Genomic DNA, 23,420 nt, shown 5'->3' with positions numbered 1-23,420 from the left:
CGACAGGATAGCGCAACGGTGTTACGTTACACCGTAACGAAACGGTGTTTCAAAAAATTGGGGGCGCTGTGAAGTACGACGTCGTGGTCGTGGGAACCCGGGTGGCCGGGGCTGCGATTGCGTTACTGCTGGCTCGGCAAGGCGTACGGGTGCTCGCAGTGGACCGGGCGCACCAGGGCAGTGACACGTTGTCCACCCACCAGATCCAGCTTCCGGGCGGCGCTCGGCTGAAGCAGTGGGGGCTGCTCGACCGGGTCGTGGCGACCGGCTGCCCGCCCGCGTCGTCGGTCCGGTTCGACAGCGGCTTCGGCGTCCTCTCCGGCGACTACCCGTCCCATGGCGGCGTCGGCGCGGTTTACAGCCCCCGGCGTACGCTGCTCGACGTCGTGCTGCAGGAGGCCGCGGCGGAGGCGGGAGCCGACGTGCGGGACGGCTTCGTGGTCGACGGCCTGCGTACCGGGCGGGATGGGCGGGTGACCGGTATTCGCGGCTCGTCCCGCGGTTCATCCCGTGGCGCGGCGTCACGTGGCTCGTCATCCCGTGGCGCGGTTGGCGGCTCATCGGGCGGTGGGGCGTCAGTCGGCGTGACCGAGGAGATCGAGGCCGACCTGGTGATCGGGGCGGACGGCAAGCACTCCACCGTCGCCCAGGCGGTCGGGGCGGCGACCTATCTGGACCGGGGTGCTACGGCGGCGGCGTGCTACACGTACTTCGCCGGGCTGCCGGTCAGCGGCGGCGAGGTCTACCTCCGTCCCGATCGCATGGTCGGGTTGTGGCCGACGAACGACGGGCTCACCATCGTCTTCCTCTCCGTCCCGGCCGCTCGGTTCGCGGCGATGCGGTCCGATCTGGACGCTGCGTACCGGCATCTCGTCGGCGAAGTGGCCGACCTCGGACCGCGGCTCGCCGCGGCGACCCAGGCCGAGCGGCTGCGCGCCACCCCGGATCTGCCGAACCGGTTCCGGCAGCCCTACGGGCCGGGCTGGGCGCTGGTCGGCGACGCCGGCGTCGTCATGGATCCGTGCACCGGGCTCGGCATCGGACATGCCCTGCACGACGCCGAACTGTTCGGCGACGCCGTCCTCTCCGGCGACTTCGCCCAAGCCCACCGCGTACGCGACGCGTACCGGAAGCCGGTGTTCGACATGACGACGCAGCTGGCGGCGTACCGTCCAGATCGGACCGGGGCAGTGGTGTTCCCCGCGTTGGCCGAGGATCCGCGCCTCGTCACGGAGTTCCTCGGCGTGCTGACCGGGATCACTCCGCCCGACCGGTTCTTCCGTCCCGGTCGGCTACGCCGCATCGTCGGCTGGCGCGGGCTCGGCCGGCTTGCGTTGGCCCGCCACGCCGCGCCGACCCGGGCCTAGTCAGGACAGGGTCAGCAGGTTCCGGGCCCGGACCGCCTTCAGCGCCAGCGTCCGGTAGCCGACCTCGTCGAACAGCACCGTGATCCGGTCTTCTTCCTCGCGCATGACGATGCCGGGGCCCCACTCGGCGTGGCGTACGCGAGACTGCACGGCGAAGCCGGTGTCCAGCCCGGCCTTGTCCTCGGCCGTCCCGGCGGCGCAGGTGTCGCAGTTGCCGCACAACTCGTCGAGCTCCTCGCCGAAGTACCCGAGGAGGAACTGCCGGCGGCAGTCTTCGGTTTCGGCGTACCCGCGCATCATCTCGACTCGGGTCAGCTCGATCGTGCGCATCTGTTCGGCTTCGGCGGCGGCTGCCTCGACGGCGGCGGCTGCCTCGATCTCGCCCCTCCACACGAGACCGTCCGGAGTGGTCAGCACCGCCGAGGCCGCTTGCAGAAGGTTGACCGAGCGCGTCACGCGGGAGCGACTGACGTCCAGCGCCTCGGCGACGTCGTCGAGCCGGATCGGCCCGCCCGCGTCCCGGACCGAGGTGGCGACCTGCTCGATGAGCGCGGAGTCGACCTTGCCGGAGGAGAAGAACCGGGGCAGCCGCAGGTCTTCGGGCCGGAAGTACAACACGGCGGTGGCCGCCTGACCGTCCCGGCCCGCCCGGCCGATCTGCTGGTAGTACGAGTCGAGCGACTCGGCCGGGGCGGCATGGATGACGAACCGCACGTCCGGCTTGTCGATGCCCATGCCGAAGGCGGAGGTGGCGACCACGATCGCCCGGTCGGAGTGCAGGAACGCGTCGTGGACCTCGGCCCGCTCGGCCGCGGACAGCCCCGCGTGGTACGCGTACGCCTCCTCACCGGCGTCGCGCAGCGCCTTGGCGTACTCCTCGGTCTCGCCGCGGGTCTGCACGTAGAGCAGGCCGGGCGGGTCGAGCGCGACGACGCGTTCCACGATCTCGCGGCGCTTCTCGCGCTCGGTGACCTCGCGGGAGACCTCGAGCCGGATGTTGGGCCGGTCGAAGCCCTTGACCAGCTCGACCGGGTCGCGCATGGCGAGCCGTTCGAGGATGTCCGCCCGAACGGGCGGGGACGCGGTCGCGGTCAGCGCGATCACGGTCGGGTGCCCGAGGCGCTCCACGACCTCGCCGAGCCGCAGGTAGTCGGGGCGGAAGTCGTGGCCCCACGAGGAGACGCAGTGCGCCTCGTCCACGACGAACAGCGACGGCTTGGCCTCCGCTAGCTCGGCGACGACCTCGTCCTTGGCCAGCTGTTCGGGCGCGAGGAACAGGAATTCGGCATTGCCAGTCTGGAGCGCCTCGAACGAGGCGTCGTTCGCGCGGTCCGACCGCGAGGAGTTCACCACGTGCGCCTCCGGGCCGCCGCGGCCGAGCAGACCCTTCACCTGGTCGCGCTGCAAGGCGATCAGCGGCGACACGACGATCGTCGGGCCGCCGACCAGCACCGCGGGCACCTGATAGATCGCCGACTTGCCAGACCCGGTCGGCGACACCACCAGCGTGTCCCGGCCCGCCACCACGTGCTCCATCGCCTCGGCCTGCGCGGGACGCAGGCTCTCCCAGCCGAAGGTGGTCCGGGCTACCTCGCTCAGTCGCTTCTGGGTCTCGCTGCTCATGCGCAGCATCCTTGCACGCGAAATCCAGTTGCCGGTCCGCGGTGCTCCCTGTTAGCTCATCTGGTACGCACAACGCAGCGACCACGCTGAAGTGGCTTGAGGTTGGGAGATCCGATGCGAGGACGTTCTCTGCTCCGTCCGATTTCCGTCAACGCAGAGGACTTCTCGCTTCGTGGCTACTCTCAATCTGGGAATTTTGGCGCATGTCGACGCCGGTAAGACGAGTCTGACCGAGCGGCTGTTGTGGTCGGCCGGTGTGATCGACGTGCTGGGCAGCGTCGACGCCGGCAGTACGCAGACCGACACCCTGGAGCTGGAACGGCGCCGGGGTATCACGATCAAGTCGGCGGTGGTGTCGTTCGAGGTGGACGGCACGACGGTGAACTTGATCGACACTCCGGGGCATCCGGATTTCATCGCCGAGGTCGAACGGGTCCTGGGTGTCCTGGACGGCGTCGTTTTGGTGGTGTCGGCGGTCGAGGGTGTGCAGGCGCAGACGCGGGTGCTGTTCCGCACGGTACGCCGGCTCGGGTTGCCGGTGGTGGTGTTCGTGAACAAGACCGACCGGGCCGGTGCGGATGTGGCGCGGGTGCTGGGGCAGATCCGGGTGAAGCTGAGCCCGGATCTGGTGGCGATGCCGCTGGACGACTCCGCGGTGGACGTGCTTTCTCGGTGGGACGACGACCTGCTCACGGCGTTCGTGGACGGCACGGCGACCGATGCCGCGGTCGAGGGGTCGGTGCGGCGGTTGTCGCGGGCCGGGCTGGTGCAGGCGGCGTACGCGGGGTCGGCGATCACCGGTGACGGGGTGGACGCCTTGCTGGCGGGGTTGCCGGGGTTGTTGCCGTCGCAGGTGCCGGCCACAGCTGGCCCGTTGTCGGGGGTCGTGTTCAAGGTCGAGCGAGGCCCGGCCGGGGAGAAGATCGCGTACACGCAGATCGTGACGGGGACCTTGCGCGTCCGCGACCGGATACCGATACGCGGAGCCGAGGCGAAAGTGACCGCCCTTCACGTGTTCGACGACGGCGTGACCGTCCCGCGGGCTGAGGTCGAAGCCGGGCGGATCGCGAAGGTCTGGGGCCTGACCGACGTACGCATCGGCGACACCTTCGGGGATTGCCGCGCGGCGACGGGTCACCTGTTCGCGCCGCCGACGCTGGAGACGGTCGTCGTGCCCGGCACGGGCGATCGAGCGGCCGTCCACACCGCGCTGAGCCAGCTCGCCGAGCAGGATCCGCTGATCAACCTGCGGCAGGACGACATCCGCGGCGAGCTGTACCTGTCGCTCTACGGTGAGGTGCAGAAGGAGGTCATCCAGAGCACTCTCGCCGAGCAGTACGGCGTAGCGGTCGAGTTCCGCGAGACCACGATGATCTGCGCCGAGCGAGTCACCGGCGTTGGCACGGCGGTCGAGCACATCTTCCACAACCCGTTCCTCGCCACGGTCGGGCTGCGCGTCGAACCCGGTACGCCGGGCAGCGGGATCACGTTCCGGCTGGACGTGCCGGTCGAGGCGATGCCGCTCTACGTCTACAAGGCGGTCGACGTCTTCCGCGACGCGCTGGAGCAGACCGTACGCGAGACGCTCCAGCAGGGGTTGCGCGGCTGGCCGGTCGACGACTGCGTCGTCACGCTGACCGACTGCGCGTACCAACCGCCGGGAACGAACGCGGGGGACTATCGCAAACTGCTGCCGCTCGTACTCATGGACGCGTTGCGAGAAGCGGGCACGGTCGTCTGCGAGCCGATCCACCGGCTGACCCTGGAAGGCCCGGCCGACTCGCTCAGCCCGGTGCTGCGCCTGCTCGCCCAGCACGGTGCGACGCCGTACGCCCCGGTTGCGGCCGGAACGGTGTTCGAGGTGACAGCGGACCTCCCAGCGGCCGAGGTGCACGCCGTCCAGCAGCGCCTGCCCGGATTGACCCGCGGCGAAGGCGTCGTCGAGGCGGAGTTCGACCACTACCGTCCCGTACGCGGTCCGGCGCCGGAGCGGGCGCGTACCGACCTGAATCCGTTGCACCGCAAGGAGTATCTGCTGCACGTCCTGCGGCGGGTGTGACCCTAATAGTTGCTGGCGTTGACCCGATTCGCCACGAGGCAGATGTACAGGACGAGCACGATGAGGCCGAGGACGATCGCGCCGATCGTCCAGTTCTTCGCGCGCGCCGCCCGCTCCTCGGCCAGGCCGTAGTCGCCGCGGCTGTTGGCGTCCATCGCCATCGCGGCGAACACGATGCCGACGATGCCCAGCGGCATGCAGCAGAACAGGGTGGCCGCGATGGACAGGCCGAGCCACAGTCCCGGCGAGGTGTCGGTGGTGCGGTACGAGGGGCTGCCGTAGGGATCGGTCATGCTCATTGTGTAGCAAAGCCGCGCCAATTCCGTTGTCCCGGGCATGACCGTGCGGCTGGTACCTTCGGCCGATGCGGACGGTTCGCGTCATCGCATTGAGCGTCGTGGCTTCGGCTCTGCTGACCTCGGGCCAGTTGTGGGTGGCCCGGGCGGCCGACATCGTGCGTCCGGCGCAGGACTACTCGGCCGGCAATGACAGCTGGCCGTTCCAGCAGTTCCTCCTCGCCTGGTACACCGCGAGCGCGGTCGCGGGCGCCGCCGGATGGGCTGTTCTCGCCGGGGGAGACGCCTCGCCGCCGAGTCGGCGGTGGATGATCCGGGTCGCCGCCGCGCTGAGCGCCGGAGCCGGCGGTGTCGTGGCGGCGCCGATGGCGTACGCCTGGTCCGCCGGAGCGGTGTCGGTCGCCGACACCGCTGCGGTCGGCGTACGCGCGGTCGTGGTCGGGCTGATCGCCGGCGTGGTGGCCGCGCTCGCGGTCTCGGCCGGGCCTGCGGCCCGCCGGGGGTACGCCGTCTGGATCGCCTGGACCTGGGCGACGGCGCTGCTGTGGACCTGGCGGGGCTGGAGCGCGACGCCGTTCGGGCTGCCGGCGACGGCGCAGAACCACACGGTGGCCGAGTGGCTGGCCTTGTTCGCGCCGTTGCTGGTCTTCGCCGGGATCGGGGTGTGGTGTGGTCTGCGTAAGGATCGCTCGCCGATCGCCGCCGGGCTCACCGCTCCGGTGCTGCTCTGTGCCGTCTCGACGATTCTCGTGCAGTTCAACGGCGGCACCGGCGATCACTACAACCCGTCGACCGAGGCGGTCGTCTGGTTTCTGCTCTCGGGCGTCGGCGGCGGCGTGACCGTTGCCATCTGGGCGGCGATCCGCTGGTGGCGCCTGATCTTTCCGGTTACAGCCGAGCGGCCCGACCGTTGAGATAGCGCTGCTGCTGGAGGTTGCGCGCTCGGTCGGCGGCGTCGCGATACGCCTGTCTGGCCTCCTCCGCCTGCCCGGCCTGCTCCAGCAGATGCGCGCGGACGGCGTACAAGCGGTGATCTTCGCGAAGGCGATCCTCGGCCGTGAGCGGTTCGAGCAGATCGAGCCCCGTCTGCGGGCCGTGCACCATCGCGGCGGCCACCGCGTGGTTCAGCGCGACGACCGGATTGCCGCCCAACCGCAGCAACACCTCGTAGAGGGCGAGGATCTGCGGCCAGTCCGTCTCCGCGGCGGTCGCCGCCTCGTCGTGCAGCGCGGCGATCGCGGCCTGCAGCTGGTAGGGGCCCACCGGCCCGCGCGGCAGCGTCTCGGTGATCAGGGCGACGCCCTCGGCGATCAGATCACGGTCCCACCGGCCGCGGTCCTGTTCGGCCATCGGCACCAAGGTTCCGTCCGAGCTGGTACGCGCAGCGCGGCGAGCGTCGGTGAGCACCATGAGCGCCAGGAGCCCGGCGACCTCGGGTTCGTCCGGCAGCAGCCGGTGCAGCATCCGGGTGAGCCGGATCGCCTCGGTGGTGAGCTCTACCCGGGTCAGTGCCTGACCGGCCGTCGTCGCGTACCCCTCGGTGAAGACGAGGTAGAGCGTGTGCAGCACGGCGGCGAGCCGCTGATCACGGTCGGCCGGCGAGGGCAGCGCGAACGGCTGGCCGCTGGTGGCGACGGTCTGCTTGGCGCGGGTGATCCGCCGGGTCATCGTGGCCTCGGGAACCATGAACGCCCGGGCGATCTCGGCGGTGGTGAGGCCGCCGACGGCCCGCAGCGTCAGCGCGATCTGCGAAGCGGGCGTGAGCGACGGATGGCAGCACAGGAACAGCAGGACGAGGGTGTCGTCTTCCTCGGGGCCGCCCGATTGCGTGTTCGTGCCCGCCGTCAGCAGCGCGTACCGCTCCTCGCGGGCGCGCCGCGCCTGCTCGCTGCGCAACAGGTCGGTCAGCTTGCGGCCGGCGACCGCGACGAGCCAGCTCCGGGGATTGTCCGGCAGCCCGTCGGCGGGCCAGCTCGTCGCCGCGGCCAGCAGCGCTTCCTGAACGGCGTCCTCGGCCAGGTCGAAGTGCCCGAACCGGCGGACGACCGCGCCGAGGACCTGCGGCGCGAGGTTGCGCAGCAGATCCTCGGGTACTTCGAACCCGGTCACAGTTCCAGTTCGTCGCGGCCGTCGGCGATCGGCCGGACGTCGGCGTACCCGTTGGCCCAGATGTCGCCCGGACTCGGGCAGGCCGAGAGCTTGGCGGCGATCTCGGTGGCCCGGTCGAAGCCGTCGCACTCGACGATCCACCAGCCCGCGAGCACCTCCTCGGTCTCCGCGTACGGGCCGTCGGTCACCACCGGGACCCCGTTCTCCAGCCCGCGTACGCGACGGGTGTGCACTGGGGCGACGAGCGCCTTGGTGTCGACGAGTTCGCCGGATTCGGCCAGCTCGCGGTTGAAGTTCTCCATGAACTGGTACATCGGCGCCCAGTCCTCCGGCGCGTAGTCGCCCTTGCCGCTCATCAGGTCGTAGTCGGCCTGCGAGCCGAACGTCAGGATCATGTACTTCATCGTGGTCTCCTTCTCCTGGACGATCCTTTCACCTGGGACGTCGGAGCCGCGGCAGGAGACCGGACACGCTGCGCGGACTAATTCGCCGTTCGCCCCACGGTTCGGCAGCGGCGCCGCGATCGTGTGCCCGGCCCGCCAGGCGACTGCGATGTTGCCGGTCGTCAGCTTTCCTTTCCCGCTTGTCTACCGAGCCTCACGAGCGAGGTGCTGATCTGGTGCGGCGTCACGATGGTCGAGCGAGGTACGCCGTCTTGGCGTCCGGCGAGAAACCGCACGCCCTGTAGAACGCGTGTGCAGCAGGCTTGCGCGAGCCCGTCATCAGCATTGCTTTGTAGCAGCCCACGTCCCATGCGGCTTGGAGCGTGTCAGCCATGATCCGCTTGCCCAGGCCTGTGCCCCGCAGCGTCTCGTCAACCACGACGTTCTCTATCACGGCGTACGGCGACGCGGCCCGAGTGAGGTTCGGGATCACATTCAGGTACGTCGTCGCGACGACCACCCCATCGATGTCGAGAACGAACAGATACATGGCCGCAGGTTATCGACACCGCCAGATCGTGAACGAATCGCAGGTGTCTCGCGCCGCCGCTGAGACTGCCCGTTGCCATCAAAGCGGGCAGCTCATTCGAAGTAAGACGAGCGCGGCAGGCCCAGCCTTGACGCCGGCCAGAGCCCATGAGCCGCCTCCCCGCTGGACGTTGTCTCGCGCAACTTATTCAGAAATCTGAATGTGGCATTGACGCGGGCGCGGTCCAGCCTTAAATATTCAGGAAAGTTTCCTAAAAATATTGAGGAGGGCTCATGCGCACCAGACGCCTGATGGGCGCGCTGCTCACCGCGGGAATCGTGGCGACCACGCTGCTCGCGGCCGCGCCCGCCGCGTACGCCGCAGCCGGGCTGACCGCCACCTTCTCGGCGGCGAACAACGGTTCCTGGTATCTCGACAAGTACGTCGTCGCCAATCCCACGGCGGCGGCGATCACCGGCTGGTCGCTGGAGTTCGATCTGCCGTCCGGAGCCACCCTGGGCAACGTCTACAACGGAGTCGCGAGCCAGTCCGGTTCGCACGTGACCATCGTCAACGCGCACTACAACGGGACGGTCGCCGCCGGGGCGACGACCGAGCCCTACAGCCCCTGGTGGATCGCGTACGGGTCGGGGGCGGCTCCGCTGAACTGCCGGATCAACGGCAACAAGTGCGACGGCAGCGCCGACCGCGCCCCCGGTACGCCCACTGGCCTGACCGTCACCGGGCGTACCACCAAGACGGCGTCGCTGTCCTGGACCGCCGCGGCCGCGACGGACTTCCCGATCGCGGGCTATGACGTGCTGTCGGGGACGACGGTCGTCGCTTCCAGCACCACCACCAGCGCGGTCGTGACCGGGCTGACCCCGAACACCGCCTATTCGCTCAGTGTCCGGGCGAAGGACACCCGGGGGAATCTGTCGGCGGCCAGTACGCCGGTGAGCGTGACGACGCTGAACCCGGCCGACGACACCACCGCGCCGACAGCGCCGAGCGGGCTGCGCTCGACCGCGAAGAGTTCGACGACGGTGAGCCTGGCCTGGACCGGCAGCACGGACGCCAGCGGGATCGCCGGGTACGACGTCTACACCGGGACCACCCTCCGGGCCAGCGTCACCGGCACGAGCGCCACCGTGTCCGGGCTGTCCCCGCTGACGGCGTACGCGTTCACGGTGAAGGCGCGCGACACCTACGACAACGTGTCGGCGGCGAGCAACTCCGTGAGCGTCACGACGGACGACGTGATCGGCTCCGGCCAGTACGCCAAGGTCGGCTACTTCGTCCAATGGGGCATCTATGGACGTCAGTACTTCGTCCGCAACCTCGACACCAGTGGCTCGGCGGCGAAGCTGACCCACATCAACTACGCGTTCGCCAACATCGACCCGGTGAACCTCACCTGCCTGCAGGGCGTCACCAAGGGCGTGACGAGCAACCCGCAGGATCCCGACCAGGGCACCGGCGCGGGTGACGCGGACGCCGACTACGGCCGCCCGATGTCGGCCGCGCAGTCGGTCGACGGGGTCGCCGACACCGGCTGGGAACCGTTGCGCGGCAACTTCAACCAGCTCAAGAAGCTCAAGTCGAAGTACCCGAACCTCAAGGTGCTCATCTCGATCGGCGGCTGGACATACTCCAAGTACTTCTCCGACGTCGCTGCGACCGCGGCGAGCCGGCAGAAGTTCGTCCAGTCCTGTCTGGACATCTACCTCAAGGGCAATCTGCCCGCGTACAACGGGGCAGGCGGCCCGGGCACCGCGGCCGGCATCTTCGACGGCATCGACCTGGACTGGGAGTGGCCCGGCGCGGAGGGCCACGCGGGCAATCACGTGAGCCCCGCGGACAAGGCGAACAACACGCTGCTGCTGGCGGAGTTCCGGCGGCAGATGGACGCGCTGACCGTGACCACCGGCAAGCGGTACCTGCTCACCGCCTTCACCCCGGCGGACCCGGCGAAGATCGCGGCGGGCTGGGACATCAGCCCGACCGGGGTGTTCAGCTCGCTGGACTTCGCCAACGTGCAGGGCTACGACTTCCACGGAGCCGGCTCGGACAACTCGTGGGAGCCGAACCGCACCGGCCACCAGGCCAACCTCTACCGCGACACACAGGACCCGTACGCCTTCGAGTTCAGCGTGAACCTGGCGATCCAGAGCTACCTCGACGCCGGGGTCAGCCCGCGCAAGCTCACCTTCGGCCTGCCGTTCTACGGCCGGGGCTGGCAGGGCGTGGCGGCCGGCGGGGTCAACGGCGAGTGGCAGTCGGCCACCGGGGCCGCTCCGGGCCAGTTCGCCGAGGAAGCCGGTACGCGCGGCTACTCGAACCTGATCGCGAGCGTGCCCGGCTGCACGGTCTACCACGACCCGCAGTCGATCTCGACGTACTGCTACACCGGGGCCAACGGGCAGTGGTGGTCGTTCGACGACACCTGGTCGATCGGGCAGAAGATGGCCTGGCTGAAGAGCAAGGGCCTGCTCGGCACGATGATCTGGGAGATGTCGGGCGACACCGCGTCCGGGACGCTGATCACGGCGGTGAGCTCCGGCCTCTGAGGCTTTCGGGCTGTCGCTTCTGGCGCCGGATCAGGGTTCCCGGTCGAATCTTGGCCAGGATACGACCGGGAACCCTGATCCGGCGCGAAGCGGGGAGCCGCCTACCCTGGTCGCATGATCAGTTTTGCGGACATCACCGCCGCCCGGCATCGCATCGAGGGCCGGATCCGGCGTACGCCGGTCTTCGAGGCGGCTCCCGACCTGGTCTTCAAGCTCGAATACCTCCAGCACACGGGTTCGTTCAAAGCCCGGGGAGCGCTCAACAACGTGCTCGCCGCCGCCGAACGAGGCGATCTCGGCCCGGCCGGGGTGATCGCGGCGTCGGGCGGCAACGCCGGGCTGGCCGTCGCGTGGGCCGCCGCCCAGGTCGGCGTGCCGGCCGAGATCCACGTTCCAGCCACTGCGCCGGCCGTCAAGGTCAAGCGGCTCCAGTCGCTCGGCGCGACGGTCGTGCAGACCGGCAGCGAATACAGCCACGCGCTGGCCGCCTCCACCGACCGCGCCGCGCAGACCGGCGCGTTCGTCTGTCATGCGTACGACCAGCGCGAGATGGTGGCCGGCGCGGGAACGATCGCGCTCGAACTGCTCGAGGACGCGGCCGCGCCGGTGGACACCGTGCTCGTGGCGGTCGGCGGGGGCGGGCTCGTCGGCGGCATCGCGGCCGCCCTCGCCGACACACCGCTACGCGTCGTCGCCGTCGAACCGGTCGCCGCGCCGACTCTGCATACGGCGCTCGATCGGGGTGGCCCGGTGGACGTCGAGGTCGGTGGGTACGCCGCCGACTCCCTCGGTGCGCGGCGCGCCGGTGCGATCGCGTACGCCGTCGCAGCGCACACCGGGCTGGTGAGCGTACTGGTCGAGGACGCGGCCATCCGGGACGCCCGGCAGCGGTTGTGGGACGAGTGGCGGATCGTCGCCGAGCCGGGCGCCGCCGCCGCGTACGCCGGGCTGACCGCTTATCGGCCCGCCGACGGCGAACGAGTGGCGGTCGTCGTGTGCGGGGCCAACACCGATCCCGGCGACCTCTGACCGAAAGCGCGGGCCGGCGGCCTTATCCGAAGACGCGGGCCCGGTCGAGGACGCAGACGGCCTCGGTCCGGTCCTCGACCGCGGCGTCACGTTCGTACCGGAAACCGGCCTTGAGTAGGGCCCGGATCGACGCTTCGTTGGTCTCGTCCGGTGAGGCGACCACGCGGGGCGCGGCCGGGGCCACGTCGCGGGCGTACGCCCAGATCGCCTGCGGGCCGATGCCGCGCCCGACGAGCCCGGGATCGCCGATGAGGTAGTCGATCGCGATCGCCTCGGAATCGGCGACTGCGGCGGCGTACGCCGGATAGTCGGCGGTGCGGTAATCCTGGAAGATCCCGGCCGGGACGCCGTCGACGAGCAGCACGTGTACGCGTACCGGGCTGTTGCCGTCGACGCGGGGTCCGTATTTGCGCTCGATGGAGTCGAGGTTCTCGGGCCGGTGCCGCCACCACCGGGCGACGTGCGGTTCGCCGAGCCAGCCGAGCAGGGTGGGGAAGTCCGTCCGCGCCAAGGGCCGGAAGGCGATCCGGGGCAGCGGTACGCCGGACCCGCGCCGGAAGTTGTCGGCGACCGACTCCGGCGCGAGCCGGGCCAGCGCGACCTCGCGAGGCAGCCACTCGAATCGGTCGTGCTCGGGATCCACCATGACGACGTCGGCGGCCGCATCGGCCTCGGCGGCGAACACGGCCCAGCCGCCGGACAGGTCGACCGGGCGTACGTCGAGACCTTCGAGGCCCGCCTCTTCGGCGAGTTCCCGGAGCGCGCCGGTGAGCACGGGTTCGCCGGGGTGCCGGGCGCCGGACGGTGAGGTCCACGCCCAGTCGCCCTCGTAGTCGGGGCCTTCGTGCATACGATGCAGCAGCAGGAACTCCGGCCCGTCCGGGGTGGACCGGCGCACCACCACGCCGGAGCCGCGCGGATTGTCCGGGGCGATCGGTAGCCCGTCCCAGGTGGTCTCGAGTTCCGGCTCTGGCGCGACATCCGTCTCTTCGGTCACCTGACGACCCTACCGGTCGGTGCATCTGTAGCGGGCCTCGCGCCGATACGATTCGATCATGGGGATCGACCCGGGCCTGAGCGGTGTGCCGGAGACCGCGTTGTGGACGCTCTATCACCGCGTACGCGAGGCCCGTCGGCCGGACACCGTGCTGCCCGACCCGATGGCGGTGCATCTGATCGAGCAGTTCGACTATCCGTTCGAGGCCCGGTTCGGCGCGGGCTTCCCGGTGCAGCCGCAGATCATGGCGTTGCGGGCGCGGACCTTCGACGACGAGGTGCGCCGGTTCCTCGGTGAGCACCCCGGCGGGCAGGTCGTCGCGCTGGGCGAGGGCCTGGAGACCACCTATTGGCGGGTCGGCGACCCGCAGGTGCGCTGGCTGACCGTGGACCTGCCGCCGATGGTCGAGCTGCGCCGGCGGCTGCTGCCGCAGGAGGACCGGCAGCACCTGTGGGCCGGTTCCGCGCTCGATCCGGCGTGGCTGGCCGAGGCCGATCCGGCGCGCGGCGTACTCGTCACGGCCCAAGGCCTGCTGATGTACCTGCAGCCCGCCGAGGCCGAAGGACTCATCGCCACCCTCGCCGAGCGGTTTCCCGGCGGTCGGATGATCTTCGACGCGATCACCCCGGCGATCGATCAGCAGGTCGTGCGGCACGTACGCGGCCGCAGCGCGTTCGAGCCGCCGCCGCTGCACTGGTTCGTCACCCCGCGGGATCTGCCCCGGTTGCGGGCGCTGTCGCCGGGGATCTCCAGCGTCCGTGAGGTTCAGCCCCGGGTCGGCCGGGGGCTGGCGGGCTGGCTCGCGCCGCGGCTGAAGAGCGTTCCCGGGCTGAGCCGCCGCCGTCCCATGATCATCGTCGTGGACTTCTAACGGAACTTGACCCTCACGTAACGGGAGGCGGCACTGTAGGTCGGTGGAGAGAGGGAAACCATGAGCTACACCGTGGGCAAGGTCGCCGAGCTGGCCGGAGTGACGGTACGCACGCTGCACCACTACGACGAGATCGGGCTGCTGACGCCGGGCGGCCGCACGAGTGCCGGGTATCGGCGCTACGACGACGCCGACCTGGACCGTCTGCAGCAGATCCTGCTCTACCGGGAGCTCGGGTTCACCCTGGAGGAGATCGCCGTCATCCTCGACGACCCGGACGCGGACGCGGACGAGCATCTGCGCCGGCAGCACCGGCTGCTGACCAGCCGGATCGCCCGGCTCCGGGAGATGGTGGCGGCGGTCGAATACGTCTTGGAGGCTAAGAAGGTGGGCATCGACCTCACTCCCGAGGAGAAGTTCGAAGTCTTCGGAGACTTCGACCCCGACCAGTACGCCGAGGAGGCCGAGCAGCGCTGGGGCGGCACCGACGCGTACGCCGAGTCGGCGCGCCGGACGAAGCGGTACACCAAGGAGGACTGGCAGCGAATCCAGCAGGAGTCGGCCGAGTTGCTGGAGCGCTTCGTCACCGCGTACGCCGCCGGCGTGCCGGCCGACAGCGCGGCGGCCATGGCGCTGGCGGAGGAGCACCGGCAGCAGATCACGAAGTTCTACTACGAGTGCACCTACGAGATCCACACCGGTCTCGCCGAGCTCTACCTGGCCGACGAGCGGTTCACCCGGAACTACGACCAGCACCGCCCCGGTCTGGCGCAGTACGTGCACGACGCGATCGTGGCGAACGCCATCACGCGAGCCTGACCCTTCCCGGGGCCTGGTTCACTCATGCCGGACGCATTGAGAAATTGACGCATTTGTTGCTAGCGTCGGCGGGGTAAACCACCACGAGGGGGTCGTGATGACCATGGCCGACCGGTCGCCTGTCTCGTTTCCGTTCGCCGAGCCGCCGTCGCTCTACCATCCGTCGCCCGAGCTGGGCGAGCTGCGCGAAGAGCAGCCGGTGGCGCCGATCGTCTTCCCCGACGGCGCCACCGCCTGGCTCGTCACCCGGCACTCCGACGTACGCCAGGTGCTCACCGATCCGCGGTTCTCCCGGGCGCAGGCCGTCGCGGGCAACGTCGAGTCGGGACTGGGCCGGTTGGCGAGCGAGTCCATCATCGGTTTGGACCCGCCCGAGCACACCCGGTTGCGGCGGCTCGTCGCCGGTGCGTTCACCGCCCGCCGGGTCGAGCAACTGCGGCCCCAAGTCGTGTCCATCGTCGACGACCTGCTACTCGCGCTGCGGAAGCTGCCCCAGCCCGCCGACCTGGTCGACAACTTCAGCCTGGCGTTGCCCGTACGCGTCATCTGTGAGTTGCTCGGCGTGCCCGAGTCCGACCAGTACCGGTTCCACGGCTGGTCCGACTCGGTGATGGGCGACCGCAGCCGCGATCCGGCCATCATCTCGGCGGCGTTCGAGAGTCTGCAGGGTTACCTGTCCGAATTGATCGCCGACAAGCGCAGGCATCCGGCCGACGACCTGATGACCGCCCTCATCAACGCCCGCGACAACAGCGATCGGCTGTCCGAGGCCGAACTGGTCAACCTCGGGGTGTCGCTGCTCATCGGCGGGCACGAGACGACGGCCAACCAGATCGTGATGATGCTGCTGACCCTGCGGGCACACCCGGAACAGTGGGCGGCGCTGCAGGCCGATCCGTCGCAGGTCCCGGCCGCGGTCGAAGAGTTGATGCGCTTCACGCAGCTCGGCGCGGGTGGCGGCGGCATCGCGCGGGTCACCACCGAGCCGGTGGAGTTGTCCGGCGTCACGATCCCGGCCGGTCAGGCCGTGCTGCCGGCGCTCGCCTCGGCCAACCGCGATCCGCGGGTCTTCGCCGACCCGGACAGCCTCGACCTCGACCGCGGCGATTCGCACGGCCACCTCGGGTTCGGCGCCGGCGTACACCACTGCCTGGGCGCGCAGCTGGCCCGGATGGAGCTGCAGGAGGCGCTGTCGGGAATCCTGCGCAACCTGCCGGGCTTCGAGATCGCGGTGGACGACGCCGACATCGCCTTCAAGCCGACGATGATCGTGCGCTCGGTCGCCACCCTGCCGGTCCGGTGGGACGCTTGATGTGGACCGTCACCGTGGACCGGTCGCAGTGCATCGGTTCGGCGATGTGCGTCGGGGTCGCTCGCGACCGGTTCAAGCTCGACGCGGATGACCGCTCGGTTCCCGTGACGTCGCCGATCGAGCCGGACGAGCGCGTACGGGACGCGGCGGCCAACTGCCCGATGGAGGCGATCGAGCTGCGCGACGCGGCGACCGGGGAGATCATCGACCCCTACGCCTGAGCGTCCCTCGGGTAGCCTGCGGCGGGTGATCGACTCTTACGCGCTGCCGCCCGGTCCGCCCGACGTCATGCCCGAAGGCATCGCGGCCCACGGCGACGCCTTCTACGTCTCCAGCTCGCGGCACGGCACCATCTATCGAGGACGGATCGGCACGCCCACGCTGGAGGTCTGGCAACCGGCCGGCGCCGACGGGCGTACCCACGCGCTCGGGCTCACCGGCGACCCGCTCGGCCGCCTGCTGGTGTGCGGCTGGGAGACCGGCCACATCTTCGCGTACGACACGGCCACCGGCACACTGTCCGCGCGGGTCACGGTCGAGGCCGAGGTCACGGGTCTCAACGACATCTGCATCCTCGACGGGTACGCCTATGTCAGCGACTCGAAACGGCCGGTGATCTGGCGGCTGGCCGTCGACGGCGAGGTGGGCCCGGCCGAGGAGTTCGTCGACCTCGGCCCGTTCGGCGCGCCCGACGCGGAGGACTGCTTCCTCAACGGCATCGTCCCCGGTCCGGCGCCCGGCACCCTGATCGTGTGCGATCAGGCGGAGGAGGTGCTGTGGCGGGTCGACACCGTCACCGCCACCGCCGAACGGGTGGATCTCGGGGGAGCGCACGTCGCCGGGGACGGCCTCGTCTGGGTCGATGACGTCCTGTACGCCTGCGACAACTCCGAGTCCGACGGCGTCATCAAGATGTGGCTGACCGCGCTGTCGTTGTCGGCCGACGGGCGTACGGGCAAGATCCTCGGGCGGTGGGAGCGCCCGGTGGCGGACACTCCGACGACGGCGGCGTACCTCGACGGGCGGCTGTTCGTGGTCAACTCGCAGCTGTTCGCCGAGCGCAGCGGTTATCCCGTCGGGCATCCGTTCACCGTCAGCGCGCTGACTCCACCGCATATCTGATGTCCTAGGACGCCCTACGGGAAGTGATCGGCTCGCCGATGGGAGACCGCGAAGGCGTCGCCTTCGGATGCGCCGCCGGGTGGTACGTCATCGACGTCTACGGGCTAGTGAAGCGTGCACCGCGTACCACCGGCGTCTGTCGTCATTTCTAGTGTCCTAGGACGTCCTACGCGGTGTGATGCTACGTAGACCTATTAACAGGAGCGCCTTCGGCGCACCGACTCAAAGGAGCCGCCCTTGTCGATCTTGAATTCGACGCATCGGTTCGTCGTGACCGAGGATGTGCTGGTCAAGCGGTACGCCTCGTGGGACCGGGGAGAGCACGTACGCGAGTGGACGGTGCTGTCCGAGGTGGCCCGGTCGGTTCCGGATCTGGTGCCGCGCCTGATCGAGTCGGGGGTGGACGACGATCCGCCGTGGCTGTCGATGACCGTCCTTCCCGGCGAGCCGATGTCCGGCCCGCTGGACGACGTACGCCTGGCGGCGCTGGAGGTGGCGTTGCGGCGTCTGTGGTCGGTGCCGGTGGGGTCGTTGCCGTTGCGGCGGTTCGATCCGGCGTACTGCTGTGAGGAGGTACGCCACCGGTTGGTAGGTGCTCCGCGGCCGGTGGGCATCGCCGGGGAAGCGTACGACGTGGCGCTCGGCCTGCGGCCGCTGCCGGCGTCACCGCCAGGCACTGCGCTGGTCGTCGGGCATGGGGATCCGAATCTGGCGAACTACTTGTGGGACGGCGTACGCGTCCGGGTGGTGGACTTCGAGGACGCCGGTTCGTCCGATGTCGCGTACGAGTTGGCGACTTTGGTGGAGCATCTGTCGGCGCGTGACGTGGACGCGGAGCTGTTCTGTGCGCGGTTCGTGGATTTGGGTGTCGACGGTGACCGGTTGCTGCTGGCGCGGATGTGGTGGGCCGCGTTCTGGCTGCATCTGCTGTTGCCGGGTGGGCCGGCGGCGCGGCGGAATCCGCCGGGGGCGTTGGAGGTTCAGGCGGCGAGGCTGCTCGCGTTGGCGGGGTGAGCGGCGGCCGTGTGATACCCCCGCGCCATGAGCACGATGTCTTCGAACAGCGGCGCAGACGATAGCCCCCTGGCGCTCGCTTCCGGTGTCGCGTACACGATCATGGGTGTCATGGGTTCGCGTTTCGTCGGCATCGGCGAGTTGGCTGAGTCGCCGTCGATGGCGGTGGTGGTCGACGTCATGCGGGCTTTCACGACGGCGGCTTGGGCGTTCGCGTTGGGTGCGGAGAAGGTTGTGCTGGCCGGGTCGCTGGAGGAGGCGCTGGCGCTCAAGGGCCGGCATGGCGACTGGTTGGCGTTGAAGGATGGTCCGCCTGCGCCGGGGTTCGATTGTGTGAACTCGCCGGGGCGGTTGCGGTCGGTGGATGTGGCTGGGCGGACGATCGTGCAGAAGACGACGGCGGGGACGGTCGGCGCGCTGGCGGTGAGGGATGCTTCGCTGGTGTTGTGCGCGAGTTTCGTGGTGGCCGGGGCGACGGCGGAGCGGGTGCGGGCGTACGGGGGTGACGGTGTCACGTTCGTGGTGACCGGCGAGGACGGTCGGGCGGAGGAGGATCTGGCGTGTGCGCAGTACATCGCCGGCCGGGCGGCCGGGGTCGCGACGGATGCCGCTGATTTCGTGCGCCGGGCGGCGCGGTCGCGGGCTGCGGCGGAGTTGTCGGAGGGCGTACGCCCCGGGGTGCATCCCGATGACGTCGCGATGTGTTTGGAGGTCGACCGGTTCGCGTTCGCGATGGTGGCTGCCGTCGAGGATGGGCTGATGGTGCTGAGGTCCACGGTGGGGGGCCGGGTGTGAAGAAGTACATCTTGTTCGATCATGACGGTGTGCTGGTGGACACCGAGTTGTGGTATTTCCGGGCGGCTGAGCGCGCGTTGGCCGAGGTCGGGGTGGCGCTGGACCGGGATCGGTATCTGCGGGACATGAGTCTGGGTCTGGGGTCGTGGGTGCAGGCGCGGGCGGCGGGGCTCGACGAGGAGACGATCGGCCGGCAGCGGGTGGCTAGGGACGTCTACTACCAGGAGTTTCTGCGTACGGAGGCGATCGAGATCGACGGTGTCGCCGAGGCGCTGGCCGAGTTGGCGCAGTATGCCCGGTTGGCGATCGTGACGACGTCGAAGCGGGTGGATTTCGAGCTGATTCATGCTGAGCGGCGGCTTCGGCAGTTCATGGAGTTCGTGCTGGTCCGGGAGGACTACACGCGGGCGAAGCCGCATCCGGAGCCGTATCTGGCGGGGTTGGAGCGGTTCGGGGCGGGCAGGGCGGAGACGCTGGTCGTGGAGGATTCGGCGCGGGGGTTGCGGTCGGCGGTGGCGGCGGGCATCGACTGCGTCGTGGTCGACAACGAGTTCACCCGGGGGCAGGACTTCTCGCAGGCGACTCATCGGATCGCCGCGCTCGGCGAGCTGGTCGGGATCGTGCGTTAGCGCAGTTCGCGGCGGATGACGAGTTTGAGGGCGGACCAGATTTCGTCGATCGCGGCGACTTTGACGTCGACGAGGCCGGTCGGCAGGGCGATGTCGCGTACGGCGTCTTCGGTGAGGTCGGTCGGGGCGGCGAGGCCTTTCTTCGCGGCGGCTTGTTTGGGCCAGCAGACCCAGAAGGCGGCGTCGGGGGCCATCGCTGTGCGTACCCGTGGAAGGGCGTGGCGGAGCTCGGACCGGGCGGTCGCGAACAGCAGGATGACGTCGAGGGGGCCGCGCAGGGTCGCGCGGGCGGTGACGCCCAGGTCGAGGGTGAGGTCCGTGGGCTGGTGGAGGACCGCGAGGCGGGTGGTCGCGGTGATGCCGAGCTTGCGCGGCAGGGGAGTGCCGGAGTAACCCGCCATGTGTCGCCTCCGGCTCACACGTTCAAGATCGATTTTCCGGTGGTACGCCGTCCTTCGAGCTCTTCATGGGCACGCCGGGCGTCGGCGAGCGGGTACCGCTGCGACACCTGGATCCGCAGCTGGCCGCCGGCGATCCAGCCGAACAGGTCGTGCGCCCGGCCGAGCAGTTCGTCGCGGTCGGCGATGTAGTGGCCCAGGGTCGGCCGGGTCACGAACAGCGAGCCGAGGCCGGACAGCCGCTGCAGGTCGAACGGCGGCACCGGGCCGCTGGCCGCGCCGAACAGGGCGATCATTGCCCGGGGGCGTACGCATTGCAGGTCGCCTTCGAAGGTGGACGCTCCCACGCCGTCGTAGACGACGTCGACGCCGCGGCCGCCGGTGAGTTCCTTGACCGCTTCCGGGAAGGAGACGTGGTCGTAGCGGATCACCTCGTCGGCTCCGGCTTCGCGGGCGAGCTTCTCCTTCTCCTCGGTGGACACTGTGCCGATGACCCGCCCGCCTTGCAGCTTGATCAGCTGGGTCAGGAGCAGTCCCATGCCTCCGGCGGCGGCGTGGACGAGCACCTGGTCGCCTTCGCGGACCGGGTACGTGGTGCGGGTCAGGTAGTGCGCGGTCAGGCCTTGCAGCATCGCGGCGGCGGCGAGGTCGAGGTCCACCCCGGTCGGCACGTGGACCAGCATCTTCTCCGGCACGACCGCCAGTTCGGCGTAGCTGCCCGGCACCGAGCACCAGGCGACCCGGTCGCCGGGGGCCACGTGGGTCACGCCGTCGCCGACCTCGGCGACGATCCCGGCTCCTTCCGAGCCGGGCACCAGCGGCAACGGCAGCGGATAGCGGCCTTCCCGGTGGTAGACGTCGATGAAGTTCACCCCGGACGCGGCGACCTTCACCAGCGCCTGCCCGGGGCCGGGCCGCGGGTCGGGGCGTTCGGCGTAGGTCAGGACCTCGGGACCGCCGGGGGCGTCGACGACAATCGCATGCATCCCCTCACCCTAGTGCGGGCCGGGCCGGGTGGCGCGCTCGTCAGGCCAGTCCGGGCAGGTACGGCGGCAGCGCGGCGCCCGGTGCGAGCCGCTGATATTGGGCCGAGTCGACGAACCGGGCCAGGACGTAGCCCGACGCCAGGGTGAACGCCCGGCCGGACAGGATCTCGTCGCCGGGCAGGAACACCTTGTGCACCCGGGTGGGTTCGGGCAGCTCACCGGCGGGGGAGATCTCGACGACCTGTGCCACGTCCTCCGGCGTCGCCCGGGTACGCCCGCAGAAGGCGACGGTCAGCACCGGGTGGCCGGGCGCGTACCCGGACCAGAACTGTTCGAGGTCGCCGTCGACGGGCACGTGGGCGACCTGTGCCGCGACGCGCACGCCCGCCGCGGCAGGACTTTCGCCGGGTTCGACGCGCGCGTGCGGCAGGCTCCACCGGTTGGGCCGGTCGGCTGCCTGGTCGTCGTGCAGGTGCACCAGGATGCGTCCTTGGCGGTCGACCAGCGCCACGAGCGCGATGCGGGCTGTCATAAGTCCAGTCTGCCTCGCCCGATCAACCCGTACCGCCCCACCGGTGAGGTCGGCTCAGCCCATCCAGTTCATTTTTGCCGGGTCGGGGCCGATGCGGCCGTCGGCGTGCAGCCCGTCGATCGCGGCCATGTCCGCGTCGGACAGTTCGAAGCCGAACACGTCGATGTTCTCGGCGATACGCGACGGGGTCACCGACTTCGGGATGACGATGTTTCCGAGCTGCAGGTGCCAGCGCAGCACGACTTGGGCCGGGGTACGCCCGTGCGCGTCGGCGATCTTGGCCAGCGCCGGGTCGTCGAGCAGTCCCTTGCCCTGGCCGAGCGGGCTCCACGCCTCGGTGGCGATGCCGTGCTCGGTGTGGAACGCGCGCAGGGCTGCCTGGGTGAACCGCGGGTGCAGCTCGACTTGATTGACCGCCGGGACGACGCCGCTGTCGTCGATGATCCGGGTCAGGTTGGCCTGGGTGAAGTTGGAGACGCCGATCGCGCGTACGCGTTTGGCCTCGTAGAGCTCGACCAGGGCGCGCCACGCCTCGGCGTACTTGTCCTGGCGGGGCACCGGCCAGTGGATGAGGTAGAGGTCCAGATAGTCCAGACCGAGTTTGGCCAGGCTCGTGTCGAACGCCCGCAGCACCTTGTCGTGGTCGTGTTCGTCGTTCCACAGCTTGGTGGTGACGAACAACTCGTCGCGGGCGATCCCGGACTCGGCGAGCGCCCGGCCGACGCCTTGCTCGTTGAAGTACAGCTTGGCGGTGTCGATGCTGCGGTATCCGGCGCGCAGCGCGGTGGCGACGGCGTCGTGCGCCTGGTCGTCGGGCACCTGCCAGACGCCGAAACCGAGCTGCGGCATGACGACGCCGTTGTTCAACGTGACTGTCTGCATGCTCCGATGATTTCACTTGCGAACGGCGGGCGGCCGGACAACGCTGCGGAGTGTGACGACCGTCCGCGCATACGACCCCGGAGATCCCGATGACGCCGCCGGGGTGGCCGCTCTCGTCTCGGAGATCTGGCAGCGGCCGGTGCCGGCCGACGAGATCGTCGAGCACGCCCGCACCGCTCCCGCCGGCCGGATCGCCGTGCAACTCGTGGCGCTGGCCGGCGACCGGGTCGTCGCGTACGCCAACGCGATCCGCGATCCGTCGAACCCGGAGGGGCTGTTCCAGGCCGACGTCGTGGTGACCGCCGCGCGTCGCCGGGACGGCCTCGGCTCCCGGCTGCTGGCGCAGGTGGAGCAGTTCGCGGCCGGCCACGGGGCGACCCGGATCGGCGGGGTCGTCCCCGGACCGGTCGAGGACGCCGGCACGGCTTTCGCGCTGCGTCACGGATACGTGGTGGTGCGCCGTGCGTACCAGTCGTTCTTGATGGTGGCCGACGCCGACCTGGACCTGCTCGCGATGCCGGATCCGCCGGGGGTCGGCGTGGTGTCGCTGGCCGCGCTGGGCGGCGGCGAGCAGGCCCGGCGGATGTTGTGGGAGGTGCACGAGCGGACCGTGCCGGACATGCCGGGCGCGCGTACGGCGTCGGCCCGGCCGTACGAGCAGTTCGAGAAGGCGGTGCTCAACCGGCGGGGCTTTCGCGCGGAAGGCGCGTTCCTCGCGCTGGCCGGCGGCGAGGCGGTCGGGCTGGCCCTTGTGACGTATCAGCCGGAGACGAATTCGCTCAACCACGCCTTCACCGGCGTGCTGCCGCAGTGGCGCGGCCGGGGCGTCGCGTCGGCGTTGAAACGCGCGACGATCCGGTACGCCCGCGACATCGGCGCGGACTTCCTGCGAGCGGGCAACGACTCGGCGAACGCGCCGATGCTGGCGGTCAACGAGCGCTACGGCTACCGGCGCCGCGGCGGTCACGTCCGGGTCGAGAGATCCCTGTCTCGCCGATCATGAACCTTCGGGCGTCTTCGAGGGTTTCCGTGGGTCCATGATCGTTTAGATGGGCAGGGATGTCAGCCGGCCGGGCAGGGTGGGTTGGTGATTGCCTA

At 70.0% G+C, this 23,420-nt stretch carries 24 protein-coding genes; 14 read left to right on the top strand and 10 right to left on the bottom strand.

What is annotated here, in order from left to right:
• The first annotated feature begins 68 nt into the window (after window positions 1–68).
• Window positions 69–1,367, top strand: coding sequence for an FAD-dependent monooxygenase (locus tag HOV77_RS29780; protein WP_290868089.1), 1,299 nt, complete (start codon window positions 69–71; stop codon window positions 1,365–1,367).
• On the opposite strand, the gene HOV77_RS29775 is transcribed toward HOV77_RS29780, so the two are convergent.
• A complete protein-coding gene (locus HOV77_RS29775; RefSeq protein ID WP_290868087.1) occupies window positions 1,368–2,990 on the bottom strand; it encodes a RecQ family ATP-dependent DNA helicase in 1,623 nt (540 codons plus the stop codon).
• A gap of 172 nt (window positions 2,991–3,162) precedes the next feature.
• Here HOV77_RS29775 and HOV77_RS29770 point away from each other — a divergent pair, with 172 nt between their 5' ends.
• Entirely contained in the window at window positions 3,163–5,049 is a 1,887-nt protein-coding gene (locus HOV77_RS29770; RefSeq protein ID WP_290868084.1) for a TetM/TetW/TetO/TetS family tetracycline resistance ribosomal protection protein, read from the top strand.
• 2 nt (window positions 5,050–5,051) lie between these two features.
• Here HOV77_RS29770 and HOV77_RS29765 read toward each other — a convergent pair whose 3' ends face one another.
• Complete coding sequence (locus HOV77_RS29765) at window positions 5,052–5,342, bottom strand: CD225/dispanin family protein (RefSeq protein ID WP_290868082.1); 291 nt, start codon at window positions 5,340–5,342, stop codon at window positions 5,052–5,054.
• 71 nt (window positions 5,343–5,413) lie between these two features.
• Between HOV77_RS29765 and HOV77_RS29760 the strand changes: the two genes are divergently transcribed.
• Window positions 5,414–6,259 carry a hypothetical protein gene (locus HOV77_RS29760; protein ID WP_290868080.1) on the top strand — a complete coding sequence of 282 codons (846 nt, stop codon included), beginning with the start codon at window positions 5,414–5,416 and terminating at the stop codon, window positions 6,257–6,259.
• Here the strand turns inward: HOV77_RS29760 and HOV77_RS29755 are convergent.
• The 3 genes from HOV77_RS29755 to HOV77_RS29745 all read right to left on the bottom strand — a co-directional run bounded on the left by HOV77_RS29755 (window position 6,234) and on the right by HOV77_RS29745 (window position 8,387).
• The gene (locus HOV77_RS29755; RefSeq protein ID WP_290868076.1) at window positions 6,234–7,454 is read right to left on the bottom strand and encodes a sigma-70 family RNA polymerase sigma factor; all 1,221 of its coding nucleotides are present in this window, start codon (window positions 7,452–7,454) and stop codon (window positions 6,234–6,236) included. The genes HOV77_RS29760 and HOV77_RS29755 overlap by 26 nt on opposite strands.
• A complete protein-coding gene (locus tag HOV77_RS29750; RefSeq protein WP_290868073.1) occupies window positions 7,451–7,858 on the bottom strand; it encodes a YciI family protein in 408 nt (135 codons plus the stop codon). Before HOV77_RS29750 ends, HOV77_RS29755 begins: the two co-directional genes overlap by 4 nt.
• Before the next feature lie 223 nt (window positions 7,859–8,081).
• Window positions 8,082–8,387, bottom strand: coding sequence for a GNAT family N-acetyltransferase (locus HOV77_RS29745; RefSeq protein ID WP_290868071.1), 306 nt, complete (start codon window positions 8,385–8,387; stop codon window positions 8,082–8,084).
• Between the two features lie 272 nt (window positions 8,388–8,659).
• Here HOV77_RS29745 and HOV77_RS29740 point away from each other — a divergent pair, with 272 nt between their 5' ends.
• Window positions 8,660–10,936 (top strand): glycosyl hydrolase family 18 protein, encoded by a 2,277-nt coding sequence (locus HOV77_RS29740; RefSeq protein WP_290868068.1) that lies wholly within the window; start codon window positions 8,660–8,662, stop codon window positions 10,934–10,936.
• A 114-nt stretch (window positions 10,937–11,050) separates the two neighbouring features.
• Complete coding sequence (locus tag HOV77_RS29735) at window positions 11,051–11,965, top strand: serine/threonine dehydratase (protein ID WP_290868064.1); 915 nt, start codon at window positions 11,051–11,053, stop codon at window positions 11,963–11,965.
• A gap of 22 nt (window positions 11,966–11,987) precedes the next feature.
• On the opposite strand, the gene HOV77_RS29730 is transcribed toward HOV77_RS29735, so the two are convergent.
• Window positions 11,988–12,962, bottom strand: coding sequence for a GNAT family N-acetyltransferase (locus HOV77_RS29730; protein WP_290868061.1), 975 nt, complete (start codon window positions 12,960–12,962; stop codon window positions 11,988–11,990).
• 58 nt (window positions 12,963–13,020) lie between these two features.
• Here HOV77_RS29730 and HOV77_RS29725 point away from each other — a divergent pair, with 58 nt between their 5' ends.
• The 8 genes from HOV77_RS29725 to HOV77_RS29690 all read left to right on the top strand — a co-directional run bounded on the left by HOV77_RS29725 (window position 13,021) and on the right by HOV77_RS29690 (window position 19,524).
• Window positions 13,021–13,833, top strand: a complete 813-nt coding sequence (locus HOV77_RS29725) for a class I SAM-dependent methyltransferase (RefSeq protein ID WP_290868058.1) — start codon at window positions 13,021–13,023, stop codon at window positions 13,831–13,833.
• Window positions 13,834–13,893: 60 nt separating this feature from the next.
• A complete protein-coding gene (locus HOV77_RS29720) occupies window positions 13,894–14,652 on the top strand; it encodes a MerR family transcriptional regulator (RefSeq protein WP_290868055.1) in 759 nt (252 codons plus the stop codon).
• Window positions 14,653–14,749: 97 nt separating this feature from the next.
• Window positions 14,750–15,964, top strand: coding sequence for a cytochrome P450 (locus HOV77_RS29715; protein WP_290868052.1), 1,215 nt, complete (start codon window positions 14,750–14,752; stop codon window positions 15,962–15,964).
• Window positions 15,964–16,185 (top strand): ferredoxin, encoded by a 222-nt coding sequence (locus tag HOV77_RS29710; RefSeq protein WP_290868049.1) that lies wholly within the window; start codon window positions 15,964–15,966, stop codon window positions 16,183–16,185. The genes HOV77_RS29715 and HOV77_RS29710 overlap by 1 nt, the downstream gene beginning before the upstream one ends.
• A gap of 25 nt (window positions 16,186–16,210) precedes the next feature.
• Complete coding sequence (locus tag HOV77_RS29705; protein ID WP_290868046.1) at window positions 16,211–17,086, top strand: hypothetical protein; 876 nt, start codon at window positions 16,211–16,213, stop codon at window positions 17,084–17,086.
• Between the two features lie 237 nt (window positions 17,087–17,323).
• On the top strand, window positions 17,324–18,100 hold the full coding sequence (locus HOV77_RS29700) for a phosphotransferase (RefSeq protein ID WP_290868043.1): 777 nt from the start codon (window positions 17,324–17,326) through the stop codon (window positions 18,098–18,100).
• A gap of 111 nt (window positions 18,101–18,211) precedes the next feature.
• Window positions 18,212–18,895 (top strand): 2-phosphosulfolactate phosphatase, encoded by a 684-nt coding sequence (locus tag HOV77_RS29695; protein ID WP_290868040.1) that lies wholly within the window; start codon window positions 18,212–18,214, stop codon window positions 18,893–18,895.
• A complete protein-coding gene (locus HOV77_RS29690; protein WP_290868037.1) occupies window positions 18,892–19,524 on the top strand; it encodes an HAD-IA family hydrolase in 633 nt (210 codons plus the stop codon). The genes HOV77_RS29695 and HOV77_RS29690 overlap by 4 nt, the downstream gene beginning before the upstream one ends.
• Here HOV77_RS29690 and HOV77_RS29685 read toward each other — a convergent pair.
• Genes HOV77_RS29685 through HOV77_RS29670 form a run of 4 tightly spaced genes read right to left on the bottom strand, consistent with a single transcriptional unit; the run spans window position 19,521 to window position 22,322 of the window.
• The gene (locus HOV77_RS29685; RefSeq protein ID WP_290868035.1) at window positions 19,521–19,943 is read right to left on the bottom strand and encodes a DUF3052 domain-containing protein; all 423 of its coding nucleotides are present in this window, start codon (window positions 19,941–19,943) and stop codon (window positions 19,521–19,523) included. The two genes, HOV77_RS29690 and HOV77_RS29685, sit on opposite strands and share 4 nt — an antisense overlap.
• Window positions 19,940–20,908: a quinone oxidoreductase gene (locus HOV77_RS29680; RefSeq protein WP_290868033.1), complete on the bottom strand. Its 969-nt coding sequence runs from the start codon at window positions 20,906–20,908 to the stop codon at window positions 19,940–19,942. The genes HOV77_RS29685 and HOV77_RS29680 overlap by 4 nt, the downstream gene beginning before the upstream one ends.
• Window positions 20,909–20,948: 40 nt before the next feature.
• Entirely contained in the window at window positions 20,949–21,440 is a 492-nt protein-coding gene (locus HOV77_RS29675; RefSeq protein WP_290868031.1) for a hypothetical protein, read from the bottom strand.
• Window positions 21,441–21,494: 54 nt separating this feature from the next.
• Window positions 21,495–22,322, bottom strand: a complete 828-nt coding sequence (locus HOV77_RS29670; RefSeq protein ID WP_290868029.1) for an aldo/keto reductase — start codon at window positions 22,320–22,322, stop codon at window positions 21,495–21,497.
• Between the two features lie 52 nt (window positions 22,323–22,374).
• Here HOV77_RS29670 and HOV77_RS29665 point away from each other — a divergent pair, with 52 nt between their 5' ends.
• Window positions 22,375–23,325, top strand: a complete 951-nt coding sequence (locus tag HOV77_RS29665; protein ID WP_290868026.1) for a GNAT family N-acetyltransferase — start codon at window positions 22,375–22,377, stop codon at window positions 23,323–23,325.
• Window positions 23,326–23,420: the final 95 nt, after the last annotated feature.

The sequence above is a fragment of the Hamadaea sp. genome (genome assembly GCF_013362815.1).
Lineage (GTDB): Bacteria > Actinomycetota > Actinomycetes > Mycobacteriales > Micromonosporaceae > Hamadaea.
The sequence above is the reverse complement of the archived record's forward strand: the minus strand, read 5'-3'. Positions and strand labels throughout refer to the sequence as shown.

What these genes read in the sequence shown, in the direction of transcription:
- HOV77_RS29775 (WP_290868087.1), bottom strand. Translation starts at nt 2,990, where the DNA reads ATGAGCAGCGAGACCCAGAAGCGACTGAGCGAGGTAGCCCGGACCACC.
- HOV77_RS29765 (WP_290868082.1), bottom strand. Translation starts at nt 5,342, where the DNA reads ATGACCGATCCCTACGGCAGCCCCTCGTACCGCACCACCGACACCTCG.
- HOV77_RS29760 (WP_290868080.1), top strand. Translation starts at nt 5,414, where the DNA reads ATGCGGACGGTTCGCGTCATCGCATTGAGCGTCGTGGCTTCGGCTCTG.
- HOV77_RS29750 (WP_290868073.1), bottom strand. Translation starts at nt 7,858, where the DNA reads ATGAAGTACATGATCCTGACGTTCGGCTCGCAGGCCGACTACGACCTG.
- HOV77_RS29745 (WP_290868071.1), bottom strand. Translation starts at nt 8,387, where the DNA reads ATGTATCTGTTCGTTCTCGACATCGATGGGGTGGTCGTCGCGACGACG.
- HOV77_RS29740 (WP_290868068.1), top strand. Translation starts at nt 8,660, where the DNA reads ATGCGCACCAGACGCCTGATGGGCGCGCTGCTCACCGCGGGAATCGTG.
- HOV77_RS29735 (WP_290868064.1), top strand. Translation starts at nt 11,051, where the DNA reads ATGATCAGTTTTGCGGACATCACCGCCGCCCGGCATCGCATCGAGGGC.
- HOV77_RS29725 (WP_290868058.1), top strand. Translation starts at nt 13,021, where the DNA reads ATGGGGATCGACCCGGGCCTGAGCGGTGTGCCGGAGACCGCGTTGTGG.
- HOV77_RS29720 (WP_290868055.1), top strand. Translation starts at nt 13,894, where the DNA reads ATGAGCTACACCGTGGGCAAGGTCGCCGAGCTGGCCGGAGTGACGGTA.
- HOV77_RS29715 (WP_290868052.1), top strand. Translation starts at nt 14,750, where the DNA reads ATGACCATGGCCGACCGGTCGCCTGTCTCGTTTCCGTTCGCCGAGCCG.
- HOV77_RS29710 (WP_290868049.1), top strand. Translation starts at nt 15,964, where the DNA reads ATGTGGACCGTCACCGTGGACCGGTCGCAGTGCATCGGTTCGGCGATG.
- HOV77_RS29695 (WP_290868040.1), top strand. Translation starts at nt 18,212, where the DNA reads ATGGGTTCGCGTTTCGTCGGCATCGGCGAGTTGGCTGAGTCGCCGTCG.
- HOV77_RS29680 (WP_290868033.1), bottom strand. Translation starts at nt 20,908, where the DNA reads ATGCATGCGATTGTCGTCGACGCCCCCGGCGGTCCCGAGGTCCTGACC.
- HOV77_RS29675 (WP_290868031.1), bottom strand. Translation starts at nt 21,440, where the DNA reads ATGACAGCCCGCATCGCGCTCGTGGCGCTGGTCGACCGCCAAGGACGC.
- HOV77_RS29670 (WP_290868029.1), bottom strand. Translation starts at nt 22,322, where the DNA reads ATGCAGACAGTCACGTTGAACAACGGCGTCGTCATGCCGCAGCTCGGT.